Origin of the sequence: Mycobacterium sp. UM_CSW (genome assembly GCF_000455205.1) — a bacterium.
Taxonomy (GTDB): domain Bacteria; phylum Actinomycetota; class Actinomycetes; order Mycobacteriales; family Mycobacteriaceae; genus Mycobacterium.
Genome location: NZ_AUWQ01000017.1, coordinates 54,234 through 72,185 on the forward strand (window position 1 = coordinate 54,234; position 17,952 = coordinate 72,185).

20 protein-coding genes are annotated in these 17,952 nt (G+C 67.1%); 9 read left to right on the forward strand and 11 right to left on the reverse strand.

What is annotated here, in order from left to right:
- Positions 1-113: 113 nt before the first annotated feature.
- Positions 114-779, forward strand: a complete 666-nt coding sequence (locus N415_RS07650; RefSeq protein WP_068179115.1) for a helix-turn-helix domain-containing protein — start codon at positions 114-116, stop codon at positions 777-779.
- Between the two features lie 26 nt (positions 780-805).
- Positions 806-2,437, forward strand: a complete 1,632-nt coding sequence (locus N415_RS07655) for an FAD-dependent oxidoreductase (protein WP_068179118.1) — start codon at positions 806-808, stop codon at positions 2,435-2,437.
- A gap of 8 nt (positions 2,438-2,445) precedes the next feature.
- Here N415_RS07655 and N415_RS07660 read toward each other — a convergent pair whose 3' ends face one another.
- Complete coding sequence (locus N415_RS07660; protein WP_068179121.1) at positions 2,446-3,663, reverse strand: sensor histidine kinase; 1,218 nt, start codon at positions 3,661-3,663, stop codon at positions 2,446-2,448.
- A 68-nt stretch (positions 3,664-3,731) separates the two neighbouring features.
- Between N415_RS07660 and N415_RS07665 the strand changes: the two genes are divergently transcribed.
- On the forward strand, positions 3,732-4,385 hold the full coding sequence (locus N415_RS07665) for a response regulator transcription factor (protein ID WP_068179124.1): 654 nt from the start codon (positions 3,732-3,734) through the stop codon (positions 4,383-4,385).
- A gap of 2 nt (positions 4,386-4,387) precedes the next feature.
- Positions 4,388-5,344 carry a membrane dipeptidase gene (locus N415_RS07670; protein WP_068179127.1) on the forward strand — a complete coding sequence of 319 codons (957 nt, stop codon included), beginning with the start codon at positions 4,388-4,390 and terminating at the stop codon, positions 5,342-5,344.
- Between the two features lie 16 nt (positions 5,345-5,360).
- Here the strand turns inward: N415_RS07670 and N415_RS07675 are convergent, their stop codons facing one another.
- The 4 genes from N415_RS07675 to N415_RS07690 all read right to left on the reverse strand — a co-directional run bounded on the left by N415_RS07675 (position 5,361) and on the right by N415_RS07690 (position 8,440).
- Entirely contained in the window at positions 5,361-5,735 is a 375-nt protein-coding gene (locus N415_RS07675; RefSeq protein WP_068179410.1) for a limonene-1,2-epoxide hydrolase family protein, read from the reverse strand.
- 47 nt (positions 5,736-5,782) lie between these two features.
- Positions 5,783-6,670 (reverse strand): methylmalonyl Co-A mutase-associated GTPase MeaB, encoded by an 888-nt coding sequence (gene meaB, locus N415_RS07680; protein WP_068179130.1) that lies wholly within the window; start codon positions 6,668-6,670, stop codon positions 5,783-5,785.
- 7 nt (positions 6,671-6,677) lie between these two features.
- Positions 6,678-7,817 (reverse strand): thiolase family protein, encoded by a 1,140-nt coding sequence (locus tag N415_RS07685; protein ID WP_068179413.1) that lies wholly within the window; start codon positions 7,815-7,817, stop codon positions 6,678-6,680.
- 104 nt (positions 7,818-7,921) lie between these two features.
- Positions 7,922-8,440 (reverse strand): phenolic acid decarboxylase, encoded by a 519-nt coding sequence (locus tag N415_RS07690; RefSeq protein WP_068179133.1) that lies wholly within the window; start codon positions 8,438-8,440, stop codon positions 7,922-7,924.
- A gap of 129 nt (positions 8,441-8,569) precedes the next feature.
- Here N415_RS07690 and N415_RS07695 point away from each other — a divergent pair, with 129 nt between their 5' ends.
- Together N415_RS07695 and N415_RS07700 are read left to right on the forward strand one after the other, a co-directional pair.
- Entirely contained in the window at positions 8,570-8,803 is a 234-nt protein-coding gene (locus N415_RS07695) for a hypothetical protein (RefSeq protein ID WP_068179136.1), read from the forward strand.
- Positions 8,804-8,888: 85 nt separating this feature from the next.
- A complete protein-coding gene (locus N415_RS07700; protein WP_068179138.1) occupies positions 8,889-9,779 on the forward strand; it encodes a proline iminopeptidase-family hydrolase in 891 nt (296 codons plus the stop codon).
- 59 nt (positions 9,780-9,838) lie between these two features.
- On the opposite strand, the gene N415_RS07705 is transcribed toward N415_RS07700, so the two are convergent.
- The 4 genes from N415_RS07705 to N415_RS07720 are packed head-to-tail and all read right to left on the reverse strand — an operon-like array spanning position 9,839 to position 13,977.
- Positions 9,839-10,606, reverse strand: a complete 768-nt coding sequence (locus N415_RS07705) for an enoyl-CoA hydratase/isomerase family protein (RefSeq protein ID WP_068179141.1) — start codon at positions 10,604-10,606, stop codon at positions 9,839-9,841.
- Positions 10,607-11,704, reverse strand: coding sequence for an acyl-CoA dehydrogenase family protein (locus tag N415_RS07710; RefSeq protein ID WP_068179144.1), 1,098 nt, complete (start codon positions 11,702-11,704; stop codon positions 10,607-10,609). It abuts the gene before it with no gap.
- Entirely contained in the window at positions 11,691-12,596 is a 906-nt protein-coding gene (locus N415_RS07715) for an acyl-CoA dehydrogenase family protein (protein ID WP_068179147.1), read from the reverse strand. The genes N415_RS07710 and N415_RS07715 overlap by 14 nt, the downstream gene beginning before the upstream one ends.
- On the reverse strand, positions 12,574-13,977 hold the full coding sequence (locus N415_RS07720) for a class I adenylate-forming enzyme family protein (protein WP_068179151.1): 1,404 nt from the start codon (positions 13,975-13,977) through the stop codon (positions 12,574-12,576). The genes N415_RS07715 and N415_RS07720 overlap by 23 nt, the downstream gene beginning before the upstream one ends.
- 100 nt (positions 13,978-14,077) lie before the next feature.
- Here N415_RS07720 and N415_RS07725 point away from each other — a divergent pair, with 100 nt between their 5' ends.
- Genes N415_RS07725 through N415_RS07735 form a run of 3 tightly spaced genes read left to right on the forward strand, consistent with a single transcriptional unit; the run spans position 14,078 to position 16,032 of the window.
- Complete coding sequence (locus N415_RS07725; RefSeq protein WP_068128388.1) at positions 14,078-14,422, forward strand: 2Fe-2S iron-sulfur cluster-binding protein; 345 nt, start codon at positions 14,078-14,080, stop codon at positions 14,420-14,422.
- A gap of 19 nt (positions 14,423-14,441) precedes the next feature.
- The gene (locus N415_RS07730; RefSeq protein WP_068179154.1) at positions 14,442-14,756 is read left to right on the forward strand and encodes a DUF4286 family protein; all 315 of its coding nucleotides are present in this window, start codon (positions 14,442-14,444) and stop codon (positions 14,754-14,756) included.
- A 13-nt stretch (positions 14,757-14,769) separates the two neighbouring features.
- Positions 14,770-16,032 (forward strand): amidohydrolase family protein, encoded by a 1,263-nt coding sequence (locus N415_RS07735; RefSeq protein ID WP_068179158.1) that lies wholly within the window; start codon positions 14,770-14,772, stop codon positions 16,030-16,032.
- An 88-nt stretch (positions 16,033-16,120) separates the two neighbouring features.
- Here N415_RS07735 and N415_RS07740 read toward each other — a convergent pair whose 3' ends face one another.
- Positions 16,121-17,032 (reverse strand): LLM class flavin-dependent oxidoreductase, encoded by a 912-nt coding sequence (locus tag N415_RS07740; protein WP_239645468.1) that lies wholly within the window; start codon positions 17,030-17,032, stop codon positions 16,121-16,123.
- 8 nt (positions 17,033-17,040) lie between these two features.
- Complete coding sequence (locus N415_RS07745) at positions 17,041-17,934, reverse strand: SDR family oxidoreductase (protein WP_068179164.1); 894 nt, start codon at positions 17,932-17,934, stop codon at positions 17,041-17,043.
- Between the last annotated feature and the right edge of the window lie 18 nt (positions 17,935-17,952).

Sequence of the window (17,952 nt, forward strand, 5' to 3'; positions counted from 1 at the left end):
TGCTGGTAGTCGGAAATTTCGTTCTCGTCTTTGGCCTATGCCGTGTGCTAATATCGCACACTGATGTGCGCTATCTATAGAGCTTCGCTCTCCCACGAAGGTCTGTCAAGGTCATGACGGGCTCCCAGACGCTGGCCAGGGGGCTCACGGCGCTGCAGCTGGTCGCCGATTCCCCGAACGGGCTCACCATGCAGCAACTGGCCGACCAGCTCGGGGTGCATCGCACCATCGCCTATCGACTGCTTGGCACGCTCACCGACTTTCGGTTGGTGGCCAAGGGAGACGACGGGCGTTACCGGCCCGCGGCCGGCCTGGCGGTGCTCGGCGCGTCGTTCGATCGCAACGTAAGACAGGTCAGCCTGCCGATCCTGCGCGCACTGGCGGACGACCTGAGCACCACCGTGTCGCTGCTCATCGCCGAGGGCGATCAGCAGGTGGCGGTCGCGGTGATCGTGCCCAGTCATGTCGCCTATCAACTGTCCTTTCACGAGGGCAGTCGCTATCCCTTGGACCGCGGCGCCGCGGGAATCGCCTTGCTTGCGAACATGCCGCCGCGCCCGGGCGAGCGAGAACTGGTGGCGAAAACTCGCGAGTGCGGCTGGGTGATCACCTACGGCGAGATCGAGCCGAACACCTACGGTTTGGCCGTCCCGGTCAACCGTCCCGCGCCGTCCCCGCCGACCTGCATCAACCTCATCTCGCACCGTGAGGACGTCGTGATGCGCGGCAAGGACGCGGTCATCACCGCCGCAAAGCAGTTGTCGGAGCTGTTGAGCTAGCCACTGAGCTGAAGGGATAACCGTCCATGTCGTGGGACCGTGAAGTCGATGTCGTCGTGCTCGGCAGCGGAGGCGCCGGCCTCACCGCCGCGCTGACGGCAGCGGTGGCCGGTGCGTCGGTGGAGGTCTTCGAGAAGGCCGCCACCGTCGGCGGCACCACCGCCGTGTCCGGCGGCGTGGTGTGGATTCCCGCCCATAACCGTTCTCCCGAAGGGGAATTGACGGTCGCGGACGCGTTGCGATACCTGCGCGCGCAGGCTCTCGGGGCGATGGACGATGCGCTGGTCGAGACGTTCGTGCGGACCGGCCCGGCGATGCTCGACTTCGTCGAGACCAACAGCAGGCTGCGCTTCGAGATCGCCACCGGATTCCCCGACTACCGGCCCGAGTTGCCCGGCGGACGGCCGGGCGGCGGACGATCGCACATCCCTGCTCCATTCGACCTGAATCGATTGGGCGAGTGGGCAACCCGGATCACGGCGTTTCCGATCGATTTCTCCAACGTGGGTTTTGACGCCGAGACGCTGGCGCGGTTGCACGCGTCGCGCTTGGACGCGGCGGCCGACGAACAGCCCGGCCAGCTGTGCGTCGCCGGCGCCGCCCTGATCGCGGGCCTCCTCAACGGCGTGCTGGAGGCCGGCGCGACGGTCCACGTAGGGGCCCGCGCCGAGCAGCTCATCGCCGATGCCGGGGAGATCATCGGAGTCCAGATCGCCTTGCCGGGACAGACCATCCGGGTGCGCGCGCGCCGCGGCGTCATCCTGGGAACCGGCGGCTTCGAATGGGATCCCGTTCTCACCCAAGCATTTCTGCGCGGTCCCATGCACGGCGCCGTCTCCCCGCCGTACAACACCGGGGACGGGCTTCGGATGGCGATGTCTCAGGGGGCGGATCTGGCCAACATGGGCGAAGCCTGGTGGGTACCGATCGTCCAGATCCCGGGCGACACCATCGAAGGAAAGCCGCGAAGCCGCAGCGTCCGGCTGGAACGCACCCGACCGCGGAGCATCATCGTCAACTCGGCCGGGCGTCGGTTCGTCAACGAAGCATCCGACTACAACTCGATGGCCGGCGCGTTCCAGTACCTTGACCCGCGCGGCGGGTATGTCAACGACCGCGGATGGATGGTGTTCGACTCGGTCCACCTGCAACGCTATGGCTTCCTGGGTGTCGAGCCGGGGCAGGCGGTTCCGGACTGGTTCTGCGAATCCGCGGATCTCGCCGAGCTGGCCGCCAAGACCGGCATCGACGCCGACGGCCTCGCCCGCACCATCGAGAATTGGAACCGGAATGTGGCCGCCGGCGCCGACCCCGACTTCGGCCGCGGCTCCAGCGCGTACGACGGCTACTGGGGAGACGACAGCGCCCCCACGCTCGCCGGCAAGACGCTCGGCCCGATCGACACCGCACCGTACTACGCCGTGCCGGTGTCCATCGGCGCCATGGGGACCAAGGGCGGCCCGCGCACCGACGCCGACGCCCGGGTGCTGCACGTCGGCGGCGACCCGATACCGGGCCTGTTCGCCGCGGGCAACGCCATGGGCGGCGTGACCGGACGGGCCTATGGCGGGGCGGGTGGAACCATCGGCCCGGCAATGGTTTTCGGCTATCGAGCGGGTCATGCGGCCGCGACCGGGAAATCCGTCGACCTTCAGTAGCGGGTTGGCTACCGCAGCGGTAGCTGCACCCGGACATGGGTGCCCGCGGGTGAGTCGAGGAAGACGAACGTCCCGCCTGCGGCCTCCACCCGGGCCCGATGCGACGCCAAACCGATGTGCCCCTGGGCCAGGCGGCGCGCCACGGCCTCGTTGCTGAGCCCCACCCCGTTATCCTCCACCTGCAGAACACATGTGCCGTCGGTGATTCGGATGGTGACCGACGCGTGGCTCGCCCGCGAGTGTCGCACCACATTGGAAAGCAATTCGCGCACAGCGCCGAACACCATCGGGTCGATGTCGTTGCGGATCGGATAATCGATGTCGGTGGAGACGTCGATACCGGAACGCTGAGCGGTGTCGGAGGCCAACTGCTGCACCGCCGCGGCCAATCCGACCTGTTCGAGAACGGCGGGGTGCAGCTGGAAGGTCGCCTGCCGCAGTTGCTTCGAGGCATCCTGCAGGCCGGTCAGCGCGCGCCCGACGCGCGCGTCGCCGGGGAAGGCCGCATCCAACTCGACGATCTCCTGGCGCACGGCCAGGATGTCCTGCAGCGGCCCGTCGTGAATGGATCCCGCGATCCGGCGGTGCAGCAGGTCCGAGGCGGTCATCGTTTGGGCCAGCAGCTCCTCGCGCAAGGCGCTCAGGCCCGCCACCGAGCGCGTGTGCCGCTCTTCGATGCGCACCACCACGAACGCTGTGGCACAGAGGAGTCCAAACAACACGAACCGGAAAGCCGCCTGAGCCCACCCGATGTCGTGCACCATCTCCGGGTCTTCGAGCACCGCGAGGGCGAACCCACCCATGGAAAAGGCGAGCACCACCCCGGCGCGGCGGGACGACACGTCGAGACCGACCAGAATTGGCAACATGGTCATGATCAGCAACGGATAAATCCCGTTGGTGGAGAGCAATTGAAAGACCGTCAATGTCACGACGTCGATGACCGTGAACGCAAACGGCTCAAACCGGCCTATTTCGGAGAACCGTCCTATCCCGGCCCCGCGGCGGAAGGGGGCAAACGCCAGCACCAGAGCGCACAGCGCCGCCGCCGCATACAGGAAAATCAGCGTCGTCTGGTCGGCCCATTCGAACCGGTAGGTGCCGATGAGCATGGCGAACACCATGAGCCCCACCACACCGATCCGAAGCACCGATGCGAACCGATACGACCGCAACTGGTGGGCCCTGCGCACCCGATACAGTTCGACGTCGCGAGTCACCGCCACCAAAAGACCGTACGACCGGTGCCTTATTGCGAGCCACTCATTCGCGCGAACGGTTTAAACTCATCGCCATGGTCGGCGCTGCGACGGCCGAGAAAGTGCGTGTGGTCGTGGGCGATGACCACCCGCTCTTTCGTGAGGGTGTGGTGCGTGCGCTGTCGTCGAGCGGTTCGGTAAACGTCGTGGGCGAGGCGGACGACGGTGCCACAGCGCTGGAATTGATCAAGGCGCACCGTCCCGACGTCGCGTTGCTGGACTACAAGATGCCCGGCATGGACGGCGCGCAGGTGGCGGCGGCGGTCCGTAGCAACGACTTGCCGACGCGCGTATTGCTGATTTCCGCCCACGATGAGCCCGCGATCGTGTATCAGGCGCTGCAGCAGGGCGCCTCCGGATTCGTGCTGAAGGACTCCACCCGCACCGAAATCGTCCGGGCCGTGCTGGATTGCGCCAAGGGTCGCGATGTGGTGGCACCCTCGCTCGTCGGCGGCCTGGCCGGCGAGATCCGCCAGCGCGCGACCGCAACAGGACCGGTCCTCAGCGCGCGTGAACGCGAGGTGCTCAGTCGGATCGCTCGTGGCCAAAGCATCCCCGCGATCGCGAGCGAGTTGTACGTGGCGCCGTCGACGGTCAAAACCCATGTGCAGCGTCTCTACGAGAAGCTCGGGGTCAACGACCGAGCCGCGGCCGTCGCCGAGGCGATGCGGCAGGGGCTGCTCGACTAGCCATGTCACTCCTGTGGGACCAGCACACCTGCCTGCCTTTACAGACCGACGCCGAGGTCGAGCCGCTGACGCGATACCGGCGCGGCGGCGGCGCCTTCCTGTCGGTCAACGCGGGGTATGCGCCGCACACCTTCGACGACGCGAAGGCGTTGCTGCGGCACTACCGCGCCGCGGTCGATGCCCATCCGGACCTGGAGCTGGCGGCCAATCTTGCTGAGGTCGAAGCGATCAGCCGCGCCGGTCGGATCGCCGTCGCGTTCGACCTGGAGGATTCCGCGCCCCTCGATGGTCAGCTCGCCAACCTGGCGACGTTGACGAATCTCGGTGTGCGAACGCTGCTGCCGACCTACAACCACGCCAACCGCGCCGGCAGCGGCTGCCTGGACGGCACGGATGGCGGCCTGACCGCGTGGGGCCGTTCGCTCGTCGCCGAGATGAACACCGTAGGCGTCGTTCCGGACGGATCCCACTGCAGTGCCCGCACCGGCCTGGACATGTGCGAGGTATCCAGCGGCCCAGTCATTTACAGCCACTCCTGCATGCGCGCGGTCTGGGATCACCAGCGCAACATCACCGACGACCAGGCCCGGGCCTGCGCTTCCACCGGCGGCGTCATCGGGATCACCGGCGTCGGCATTTTCCTGGGCCCCAACACCCCCACGCTCGAGGCGATGACGCGGCACCTCGAGTACGCGGTCGAGCTCGTCGGCATCGAGCATGTCGGCGTCAGCACCGACTTCTCTTTCGATTTCGCAGATTTCGTCGACGAGGTCGTGCGCAATCCGCACCTGTTCGATGACAGCTACACCCGCTGGGGACCGATCCGGTGGATGCCGCCCGAGGTCTTTCTTGAGCTCGGCGACCACCTTCGTGGGAGCGGATGGCGCATTCCCGACATCGACGCCGTCCTTGGCGGGAACTTCTATCGCGTTGCCCAGCAGGTCTGGCGCGCGCCGTGATCCAGTCCTCGGACCCCTAGCCGAACGCGCTGGTGATGGTCGCCATGTCGAAGTAGTCGCGCCACGCGACGATCCGGTCGTCCTGCACCTCGAACACACCCATCACCGGCAACGGGAACGTCCCACCGTCCTTGCGGCGCATCACGTCGGTTCGTTCGTTCATCACCAGGGTGCCGTCGCTGACCTGCCGATGGACGTTGAAGTCGATGCCGTCGAACGCGGCGAGGAACCCCGCGATGAATTCCCTTATCGCCTCGCGGCCCCGCACCGGATCCATCGGGATGTTGTGGTAGACGGCGTCTTCGGTGAAGTAGCCCGACAACTCGTCCGGATCGGGCGATGCCCAGCGCTTGCAGAATTCGGTTACCAACTCATCGGCGGAACGTGTCATGTTTTCATGCAACACACCGAGATGCGGCAAGGCAAGGGGCGTGGTGATTAATCCCCTTGTTCCGCCGGGGAAGAAAGCAGCTTCTCGGCCGCCGTGTACGGATCGTCGTGACCGTCGACCACCGCCTCCGCGAGCCGGTCGAGACCCGGCTGGGTCCGCAGCCGGGTCTGCGCCATCGACAGGATCTGCGCACGGGCCCGCGCCAACCGGCGCTGCCGGCTGTCGGTTCGGTGATGGTCTTCGATGGCGGAAACCAGATCGGCGACGCCCTCGCCGCGGGCGGCGATGAGGCTGACGATCGGGGCTTTGGTCTCGGCGCGCAGATCCCGCACGGTCTGTTCGGCGCCCTCCCGGTCGGCCTTGTTCACCGCGACGATGTCGGCGACCTCGAGCACGCCCGCCTTGGCCGCCTGCACCGCGTCCCCCGCGCCCGGATTGAGGATGACGACGGTCGGGTCGGCGACGGCGGCGATTTCGATCTCCGACTGGCCCACTCCCACCGTCTCCAGCAGCACCACGTCATACCCGATGGCGCCCAGCAGCCGGATGGCCGCGGGAACCGCGGCGGCCAGCCCCCCGATGTGACCGCGGGTCGCCACCGAACGGATCAGGACGTCGGAGTCGTTGATATGCGCGGTCATTCGGATCCGGTCGCCCAGCAGCGCCCCGCCGCTGAACGGCGACGACGGGTCCACGGCCAGCACGGCGACCCGGCTCCCGCGTTCGCGGTAGGCGCCGACCAGGGCGCCGACCGTCGTCGACTTGCCCGCGCCCGGCGGCCCGGTGATGCCGATGACCCGGAGGTCGACCGCGGTTGCCGGCCCGATGCCGGCCAGCACCTCGTCCCGCTGGTCGCCTTCGACGAGGCTGAGCAGCCGACCCGCCGCGCGCGGAGATCCGTTGCGCGCTCCCGCAATCAGGTCGGCGATCGTCATGTGCGCATTATGGCGCAGCGACCTCGATGACCGTCGCGGAACCCATTCCACCGCCCGCGCACATGGCCGCCACCGCTACTCCCCCACCGCGGCGGCGCAATTCGTGCACCAGTGTGACCAGCATTCGGGCCCCGGTTGCCGCAACCGGGTGTCCCAGCGAGCAGCCGCTACCGTTGACGTTGACCTTCTCGGGGTCCAGGTCGAGCAGCTTGATGGTGGCCACGCACATCGCCGCGAACGCCTCGTTGATTTCGAACAGGTCCACATCCGAGATCGAAAGCCCCGCCCGTGCAAGCGCTTTCGGTATGGCTTCGACGGGTGCCAAACCGGTGATGGCCGGATCGACGCCGACGGACGCCCAGGAGCGCACGGTGGCCAGCGCGGGCAGGCCGAGGGCGTCGCTCGCGATGGTCAGCACGGCCGCGCCATCGTTGGCGCCGCAGGCGTTGCCCGCGGTGATCGAGAAGCCCTCGATCTCCGGATGCAGCGGCTTGAGCGCGGCCAGCTTCTCCATGGTGGTGTCGCGGCGCGGGTGCTCGTCGACCGAGAACAGCCCGTGTGGCGTCTCGATCGGGACGACCTCTTCCTTGAAGCGCCCCTCGTCGATCGCGGCGATGGCATTGCGGTGCGACCGCAGCGCCCACGCGTCCATCTCCTCGCGACTCACGCCCGCCTTGACCGCCGCGTTCCAGCCCACGGTGATCGACATGTCCATGTTCGGTGCGTCGGGCCGGTCCGGGTGGGTCGGCGGGAACCAGTCGACCCATTCCCCGTCGACCTGTATCCGCGACCGCGGGGAGGTCGACGCAGAGTTCACGCCGCCTGCGATGACGAGCTGATCCATCCCGGCCCGCACGCTTGCCGCCGCGCTCTGCACCGCCGCCTGGCCGGCCGCGCAGTGCCGGTTGTTGGCCAGGCCCGGCACATGCGGCAGGCCCGCCGTGATGGCCGCATGGCGGGCGACGACTCCGCCGCCGTAGAGGCCCTCGCCCAGGATCACGTCGTCGACCCGCGCGGGGTCGAGATCCCTGGCCGGCTCGCTGACCACGTGGTGGGCGAGGTCGAACGCGCTGGTGTCGCGCAACGTCCCCTTGCGGGCGGTGCCGATGGGGGTGCGCAGGGCGGACACGATGACGGCTTCGGGCACGGGTTTCTCCAGTTCGGCGAGCGCAATGCGGACGGAAGCCACCCGCACATTTCATGAGAACCCTATTCTCTCATTCTGAGAGTACGAGTTGCAACAATGCTCCGTCAGCCGGTGCGGTCGGACCAGCCCGGCGGCAGGTCTTCGGGCGCGGTGTCGATCACCGTCTCGTCGTCAGTCCCGACGTACTCGAACAGGGTGATGTAGGCGAATTCGGGGACTTCGTAGATCGGGTAGGTCGGACCTTGGTCCCGATAGTCGCGCATCTCGTCGAGATGTTCGTTCTGGAAGCAGACGGTTCGCTCGCCGTGCATGCGTACCCATTGCGGAAAGAAGATCACGCCGTGGATTCGGCGCTTGGCGGGCAGCACGTTGACGGCCACGCAGGTGCCGGTGGGTTCCGTCCAGGAGACTTTGTAGTTGTCGTCGTCCAGTTGGACCAGGTTCACCTGCTGCCCTTTGACCCAGCGGCCACCCACATGTCCGGAATGAATACGGTAGTCGATGGTGGTGGCGTTCTTGACATACATCTCGTACTGCCAGCCGTTGGCGTAGGTGTAGATGAAGCGGTGTCCGACGATTCCCGAAAGTTCTTGCGGCGGAACCGGGTTGGCGACGCTGGTCATTGTCGTTCCTCTTGCGCGGTGGGCTGAGCGATAAAGCTGTCTCGTTGGCGATCCTGCCAGAGCGCTTGACGCATATACCCCCTATGGGTATTATCCGGACGGACGCATTGAACGTTGGGAGGCGACGAAATGACGATGTGGGACGGCGGAAGCGCTTGGGGTTGGTGCGACACATTCGCGCACCTGCCGTGGATGGCGACATTGTGGGCCGTCGCCCTCGCCGGTGTCGCCCTTGCGATCGGCTTTGCGATCGGTCAGCGCAATGATCCGGCAGGCATCGGAGCTCAGCCCAAAGGCGCGGTGGCACCGCGCATTTCCCGAGACGAAACGGACCACGACGAATTCTGGCGCCGGCTGATGTAGCTGCACGAAGCCAACGGGCCATGACTTGCCTACACTGCTGGTGAGATAGCGGCTCGACACCCGATCCAGGGGGCTTTGGCTGAGCATGACCGGTGACGCGACATTGCTTGAAGGGACGATCGCGGTCCCCGGCGGCAACGTGTGGTTCAAACGGGTCGGTGGTGGCACTGGTCACCCACTGCTCGTGGTCCACGGGGGCCCCGGGCTACCGCACCAATACTTGAGCTCGCTGCAACGGTTGGCCGACGAGCGAGAGGTGATCTTCTGGGACCAGCTCGGCTGCGGGAATTCCGACTGTCCGTCCGACCCGGGACTTTGGACGATGGAGCGTTCGGTTGCCGAGATGGACGCCGTGGTAAGGGGCTTGGGGCTGAGCCACTTCCATATCTTCGGCAACTCGTGGGGTGGAATGCTGGCGCAACAATTTGCGCTCGATGTGCCCTCGGGAGCCAGCAGCCTGACTATCTCCAACAGCATCGCGTCGATACCCGAGTTCTCGAACATGGTGGCGCGCTTGAAATCCGAGCTGGACCCGGCAACCCAGTCGGCCATCGACCGTCATGAAGCGGCCGGCACCACCCATGCCGCCGAATACCAGGCCGCCATCCGCACCTGGAATGAAACCTATCTGTGCCGCGTGCGGCCCTGGCCCAGGGACCTCGAGGACGCGTTCCGGACCATGGGAACCCAGATCTTCGAGACGATGTTCGGCCCGAGCGACTTTCACATCGTCGGGACCATCCGGAGCTGGGATGTGTTCGACCGGCTACCCGAGATCTCGTTGCCGACCCTGGTCGTCGCGGGCAGGTACGACGAATGCGTGCCGGAACACGCATGGGAAATCCACCGGCGCATAACGGGTTCGCGGTTCGAGCTGTTCGAGTCCAGCGCTCACATGCCGTTCATCGAGGAGCCCGAGAAGTTCGACCGCGTGATGCGCGAATTCCTGCGGTCGATCGAAGCGCCGCGAGCCTAACCGCACTGCGAAAAAACCGGCCGAAATTCGCGGTGCGGTTCGGCTCGCGGGCGTCGCGATCAGTTCTTGCCGGCGTTCAGCTTGGCGACGATGGACCGGAAGTCGTCGGTGGTGAACGACTGGTGCTCGGCCGAAAGCGCGTAGTCCAGGCTGGCCAGCACCGCGCGCTCCAAGTGAATGTTGAGCACCCGCTTGGTGCTCTCGACCGCCTGCTGGGGCAATTCCAAAATCTTTTTTGCGCAGGCGATTGCCTCGGCGACGGGGTCGGCCGCCACGTGGTTGGCCAGTCCCAGCTCGACGGCGCGCTGCGCGCTGATGCGGGTTCCGGTCAGCGCGTACTCCTTGGCCAGCAGCAGGCTGATGTGCAGCGGCCAGGTCAGCGGACCGCCGTCGGCTGCCACCAGGCCCACCTGCACGTGCGGGTCGGCGAGGAAGGCGTTCTCGGCGATGTAGACGATGTCGCTCAGCGCGACAAGGCTGCAGCCCAGGCCGACGGCCGGCCCATTGACGGCGGCCACCACGGGAATTCGGCATCGCGCCATGCCGAGCACGATCTCGCGTCCGTCCCGGATGGTCTTGGCGCGCAGGGCGGCGTCCTGGGACAGCTCTTGGAGGTAGGCGAAATCTCCGCCGGCCGAAAACGCCTTGCCGCTGCCGGTCAGCACCGCCGCGCGCGCCCCGGGATCGTCGGTCAGCCGCTGCCACAGCCGCGCGAGGCCGACGTGCAGGTTGTCGTTGACCGCGTTGAGGTCGTCCGGGCGGTTCAGCGTGATGATCCGTAACGCCCCGTCGGCGCGGACGTCGATTTCGCTTGGCATGTCGTACATTCAGACTCCCAATCCCAGGATCCGCGAGGCGATGATGTTCTTCTGTATCTGTGACGTTCCGCCCATCACGCTCTGCGCGCGACTGTACAGATAGGCGCTGAGCAGGTCCGGATCGCGGGTCCCGGCGACCGCCAGCGCGGCGTGCCCCACCGATTGCTCGACCCAGGTCATCAGCAGCTTGTCGAGCGATCCCTCCGGGCCGTGCGAGACGCCGTCCAGCTGCTCGGACAGGCGCCGCCGGACGTGATGGGTCAGCATTTCCGACTCGACCGCCGCCCACGCGAGCTCTTCGGGAACCGGTCGTTGATCGTTCGAGTTGCGCGCGAACAGGTTTCGGACCAGCTTGCCGTATCGGGCCGCGTAGCCGAGCGTCGAGGGCTCACGCTCGTGCCCGACGACGGTCATGGCAACGGCCCAGCCCTCGCCGGGGGCGCCGACCATCCGGTCCGCGGGCACCGTGGCGCCGTCGAAGAACACCTGGCCGAATTCGTTGGTGACGCCGTTCATCATCCGCAGCGGACGCTGTTGCACGCCAGGCTGTTTCATATTGAGCACGAAAGCCGATAGACCGCGGTGGCGTTTGGCATCGGGATCCGTGCGGGCCAACAGCAGACACCAGTCCGCGACATCGGAGTAGCTGGTCCAAATCTTGTGCCCGTGCACCACATAGGTGTCGCCCTCGAGGGTGGCGGTAGTAGTCAGCGACGCCAGATCCGAACCGGCGCCGGGCTCGCTGAAGCCCTGGCACCAGCGCTCGGTGCCGTTGATGATGCCGGGCAGGAAGCGCTTCCGCAGCTCGTCACTGCCGTGCCGCCCGATGCCGAAAACCAGATAGCCCACGCTGGGACGGGGCGGAGCGCCGGCGCGCACCAGCTCCTCGTCGACGATGACGTCGTACACGGGCGCCAGATCCTGGCCGCCGTAGTCGCGGGGCCAGGACAGCCCGAAAAAGCCGTTGTCGTAGAGGGCCCGGTGCCAGTCGGCCATGCGTTCCCAGTACTCATCCCCGGAGCCGGAATACTCCTTGGCGTGCAACGCAAGCCACGACCGCAGGCGCTCCCGGAAGGCGGCCTCGTCGGGAGAATCACGAAAGTCCAAAGTCGATCTCCTTACACGTGACGGGCCACAGTTCGGTCGATGTCAGCGCGCGGCGCAGGTAGACGTGGGCGATGCATTCCCAGGTGTTGCCGATGCCGCCGTGCACCTGAACCGCCGTCTCGCAGACGGTGCGCGTCGCACGCGCGCAGTAGACCTTGGCGATCTGGGCGGCTCTGATCGCCTCGGGCGGCGGGAGCTCGTCCACCGCCCATGCGGCGTGGCGCAGCACGCTCACCGAACCTTCGATCAGCGCCAGGCTTTCGGCCAACAAGTGTGCGATCGCCTGATAGGAGCCAATCGCCTTGCCGTACTGTTCGCGAATTTTCGCGTAGTCGCAGGCGACCGCGTGCGCGCCGCGCGCGATGCCGACCAGGTCCGCGGTCGTGGTGACCAGCGCCAGCGCCAGCCACCGCCCGGCCACGTCGGACGACACCTCGCCCAGAGTTATCGGCGACCCCACCGCGTCGGCCTCGGCGCGGGTCAGGTCGGCGCCGGCGCGACCGGCGGCCACGTCGGTGGCCAGGACCGTGGTGCCGGAGAGCGACAGGGCCCGCCGGGCGCCGCGGGCGTCGATCACCCGGCCGTCCACCGCTACGGTCGAATCCCCAGTTTCGGCACCGACGTGGCGCGCCAGATCGTCGGCCAGTACCGGCCCCAGGAATGGTGCGTCGACCAATCGGCGCCCGAATTCCTCTGCGACGACGGCCACTTCGACACCAGAGGCACCGTCGGAGCGCAGCGACCTCCACCCGGTCGTTTCGATCTGCTTGTCCAGCCGCGCGATTCGGCTCGGGTCGTCGAGATCCTGAACGGCTCCGGGTCCGAGATCGTCGGCCAGCTTGGCGGCGGCGTCGCGAAGCTGCTGCTGTTCAGCCGTCAGACGTACATCCATAAGACTCCTTCAGCACTCGGCGCAGCACCTTGCCCGAGGGCAGCCGCGGAATGTCGTCCACGAACACGATGCGGCTCAGGTGTTTGTAGGACGCTAGCTTCTCGTCCACCCGGGCGGTGAGGTCGGACGGGTCGACGGGCGCGCACGGCGCGACGGCGGCGACGATCGCCTCACCGTTGATGCCGTCGGGAACGCCGAACACCGCGCAATCCTTGACGGCCGGGTGGCCGTGTAGCACCGTCTCGATCTCGGCGGGCGCGACCTGGAACCCGCGAACTTTGATCATCTCCTTGAGGCGGTCGGTGATCCGCAGCCAACCGGCGCCGTCGAGCCAGCCGACGTCCCCGGTGCGATACCAGCCGTCGCGGATCGCCTCGGCGGTCGCCTCGGCGGGCAGATAGCCGGCCATCAACGACAGCGATCGCGCCTGGATCTCGCCGACCTCTCCCCGGCCGACGGGCCGGCCGGTCTCCAACGAGACCACGCGCACGTCCACCCCCGGCACCGGACGGCCAACCGAGTCAAGTCTCGCCCCCTGCAGCGGATTACACGCAATGACGGGCAATTCCGTGGTGCCGTAGGCGGGCACCCAACCGATGCCGGTCCGCCGGGTCACCGTCTCGGCGACGCTGGGGCTGACGGGCGTTGCCCCCCACATGATGAAGCGAAGCGAGGACAGGTCGTAGGTTTCGAGCCCGGGGTGCGAGGCGATCGCCAACGCGATGGGCGCCACCGCCATTTCGACCGTGATGCGGTCTTCCTCGATCGTCTGCAGCATCCGGTCGATGTCGAATCGCGGATGCAGCCGCAGCCGGGCGCCGGTCCGCAGCGCGGTGAGGATGTTGAGCAGGCCGAGGATGTGGGACGGCGGCGTGGCGACCTGAATCCGGTCGCGTCCCGTCAGCTGCAGCGCCGCGCGCCAGTGCCCCACCGCCTCCTGTAACGCCGCGTGCGTGTGGCGCACGGCCTTCGGCAGACCGGTGGTGCCGGAACTGAACGCCAGCACCGCGTCGGCGCGCGGCAATGGCGACCCAGCTATCGGCTCCCCGGGGGTGATCGGTTCGTCCAGGTGCAACATCGGCATCAGGCCGCCCAGCACCGGATGGTCCCCGACGGCGTGGGCGGGGCCGGTGATCGCCAGCGCATGGTCCACCTCGTCGCGCTTCCATGCGGAGCTGATCAGGACCGCGGTCGCGCCCAGCCGCCAGATCGCGAGCAGGGCGGCCACAAACTCGGGCCGGTTCGACGCCATGACCGCCACGCGCTGACCTGCGACGACACCCCGTTTCGTCAAGGTCGTAGCCAGCCCGTCGGCCAACGCGTCGAGTTGCGGCGGGCTCAACCGCCGTTCCTCGAACACGAGCGCTGCCGGCTCGGTCACGTCCCGTTCCTTCCAGCAGTCCGAACGCCTTGAGAAGACCCTATCGCTCTGTGAGAATAGTATTCTCTATACTGAAGAATGCAAATATAGAGGGGCGGTCATGGCGACGGTCACCACGATCATCGAGGAGACTCCACGGGTGACAGATCCCGCATCCGATACCGGCGCCAAGGTCGGCACGGTGACCATTCACCTCGACCGCAAGAAGGCGACCGTCCCGCTGGTCCCCGGCGAGACGCTGCTGGAAAGCGCCCGGCGAGCCGGCCTGGAACCGCCGTTCAGTTGCGAGGCGGGCAATTGCGGCACCTGCATGGCCAGGCTCGAGGAGGGCCACGCGACCATGCGGGTCAACGACGCTCTCGACGACGACGAAGTGGCCGAGGGCTACATTCTGACCTGCCAGGGCGTACCCGACACGGATTCCGTCACGGTGCGCTACGAGTAGCCACAGAGAGGCGGCGGCAATGGCCAAGGGAATCATGTACGTCGAAAGCCGGCCGAGCTCGCCAGACCGCGAGCAGGAGTACAACACCTGGTACGACGAAGTGCATCTGCCCGAACTCCTGACGCTCGACGGTATCGTCTCGGCACGCCGGTTTCGTCCGGTCGACGGGAACGGCCCATACGTCGCGATCTATGAAATCGAAGGCGACGATCTTCAAGCCGTGTTGGACAACATGATCGCCAACGCCGGCCAGCTGCACATGTCCGATGCCCTGCATTTGGATCCCGCGCCCGTGCCACGACTGCTGGAGACGACCGCCGAATGCAACGGCTAGAAGGACCGATCCCGTGAAGGTCGACGACCTGACCCTGGTGAGCATCGACGACCACGTCGTCGAGCCGCCGGACATGTTTTTGCGCCATGTGCCCGCCAAATACAAGGACGAGGCCCCGATCGTCATGGTCGACGACAAGGGCGTCGACCAGTGGATGTACCAGGGCAGGCCGCAGGGCGTGAGCGGGCTGAACGCCGTGGTGTCGTGGCCGGCCGACGAATGGGGCCGCGACCCGGCCGGTTTCGCCGAAATGCGACCGGGCGTCTACGACGTCCATGAACGGGTTCGGGACATGAACCGCAACGGCATCCTCGCGTCAATGTGTTTCCCCACCTTCACCGGCTTCTCCGCGCGTCACCTCAACATGACGCGCGAAGACGTCACCCTGGTGATGGTGTCGGCCTACAACGACTGGCACATCGACGAGTGGGCCGGCTCCTACCCCGACCGGTTCATCCCGATCGCAATCCTGCCGACCTGGACCCCCGACGGCATGTGCGCCGAGATCCGCCGCGTCGCCGCCAAGGGCTGCCGGGCCGTCACGATGCCGGAACTGCCGCACCTGGAAGGGCTTCCGAGCTACCACGACGACAACTACTGGGGGCCCGTCTTCCGGACGCTGTCCGAAGAAAACGTGGTGATGTGCCTGCACATCGGCACCGGGTTCGGCGCGATCAGCATGGCCCCCGACGCGCCGATCGACAACATGATCATCCTGGCCACCCAGGTATCGGCAATGTGCGCGCAGGATCTGTTGTGGGGTCCCGCGATGCGCAACTACCCCGAGCTGAAGTTCGCGTTCTCCGAAGGTGGCATCGGTTGGATTCCCTTCTATTTGGACCGCAGCGACCGCCACTACACCAACCAGAAGTGGCTGCGCCGCGACTTCGGCGACAAGCTGCCCAGTGACGTGTTCCGCGAACACTCGCTGGCCTGCAACGTCACCGATAAGACGTCACTGAAACTGCGCCACGAGATCGGCATCGACATCATCGCGTGGGAGTGTGACTACCCGCACTCGGACTGCTTTTGGCCCGACGCGCCCGAGCAGGTGCTGGCCGAGCTGAACGCCGCCGGCGCCGACGACTCCGACATCGACAAGATCACCTGGGGCAACGCCTGCCGGTTCTTCACCTGGGATCCGTTCGCCCGAACCCCCCGCGATCAGGCGACGGTTAAAGCTTTGCGCGCCAAGGCTTCCGACGTCGATGTGTCCATCCGGTCGCGTGCCGAGTGGGCGCGGCTTTATGCGGAGAAGCAACTCACGTCGCGGTAGCCGACCGCCAATGTGCGGCTGGCCGCACACTCGAACCTGAACGTGCGGCCAGCCGCACGTTCAGGTAGCTACTCGGTAGCTTCGAGGGTCAGGGTACGGCCGGCTCCCCCAGCCCGGCCACCGCCGGGCCCAGCTCCTCGAGTTGATCGACGGCGGCATTGAATTCGGCGCCGACCGGTGGCAGCAGCGTGACGTGGTCTGCTCCGGCTGCCAGGTGTGCGCGGATGCTGCGCGCGACGTTGGCCGGATGGCCATGGGCGACAGCGGAATTGACCAGGCGGTCGCTGACTTCGTCGATGTCGCGCGACGAGTAGCCCAGCCCCGCCAGCCGGGACGCATAGGACGGCACGGCGAGGCTCGCCGACACCGACTCGCGGGCGGCCTGGATGTCGCGAACCACCGACAAGCCGACCACCAAGAGCTTGTCCGGTCCGAGCGCGCTGCGCGCCTGGGCGGTGAACTCGTGCGGCAGCCCGGCCGGCAGCGCCCCGTCGGCGAGATCCCTTGCCAGCGCCAGCATCTTCGGCCCGTTGGCGGCGACGATGCGGGCGTAGGGCGCGTCCGGCGCGGGCGGCCACGTCGGGGCGTTCATCCCTTCCAGGTAGTCGCGCATCGTGCTGAGTGGGCGCCCGAATTCCCGGCCGACGCTCGTCGCCTGCTCCGGATATCCGATCCCGATGCCCAGCATGAGCCGACCCGGATACGCCTGCGCCAGTTGGGCGGCCGCGGCGTGCATGGTCTGCGCGGGCCGCGCCCAGATGTTGGCGATGCAGGTGCCGAACACCATGCGCTCGGTGTCGGCCAGGAGCATGCCGAGTTGCACCAGGGCGTCCTTGCCGATCACCTCGTTGGTCCAGACTGCGCGGTATCCGGCCCGCTCCAGCCTGTGCGCGGTCTCGCGCAGCGCGTGGGCGGACGGTGTGTCGGTGAACGAGACCGGCAGGCATACGCCCACCGGCCCCAGCGCCTTTCGCGTCGCGTCGACGACCGCGTCAGCCACGGTGTCGCTCACTCGCCGAAGTAGTGGCCGGCATCGAGATCCTCCAGCAGACCTGGCCCCTCGGGCTTCCAGTCCAGCACCTTGCGGGTCAGGGCATTCGACGTCGGATTGTCCAGTGCGGCGAAGAGCGCAAGGAAGCCGAAATGACCGGCTTGTTCAGCTGGGATGCTGACCGTCGGCACCTCGAGGTGGCGGCCGATCACGGCGGCGATATCGCGGAATGGCACGCCCTCGTCGGCCACGCCGTGCAAACGCGTTCCGGCAGGGGACTTTTCGAGCGCTAGCCGGTACAGGTGCGCGGCGTCCAGGGTGTGGACCCCGGGCCAGCGGTTAGCGCCGTCACCGATGTACGCGGACTTTCCGGTCTCGCGGGCGGTGCCGATGAGGTGGTGTGCGAAGCCGTGGTGGTCGAGATCGCTGTGCACCAACGGCGAGAGCCGGATCACGGAGGAGCGCACCCCGCGGTCGGCCAGCGCGATCACCGCGTTCTCGGAGTCGACGCGCGGTCCACCGGGGAGCGTGTCCTGTTCCGTGGCCGGACCGCCCTGCCCCAGCAGCGATAGGAGCAGGGTGCCCGAGGTACTGACGAAGGGGCGGTCGGACCCGACGAGCACCTCGCCAATCGCCTGCACGGCGCGCAGGTCGGTGTCGGCGGCGCCCGCGAAATCGTCGAAGTCGTGTTTGAAGGCCAGGTGGATGACACCGTCCGCCGCCGCGGCGGCGGACTGTAGACCGTCGAGGTCGTCGAGGTCGCCCCGGTGCACCCGCACACCTTTGGCCTCGAGCGCCGCGGCGGACTCGTCGGAGCGGGCAAGCCCGGTGACCTGGTGTCCCGCCTGGATGAGTTCGTCGACGACGGCCGAACCGATGTGTCCGCTCGCGCCCGTCACAAAGACCCGCATGGATGATCCTTTCGTTGC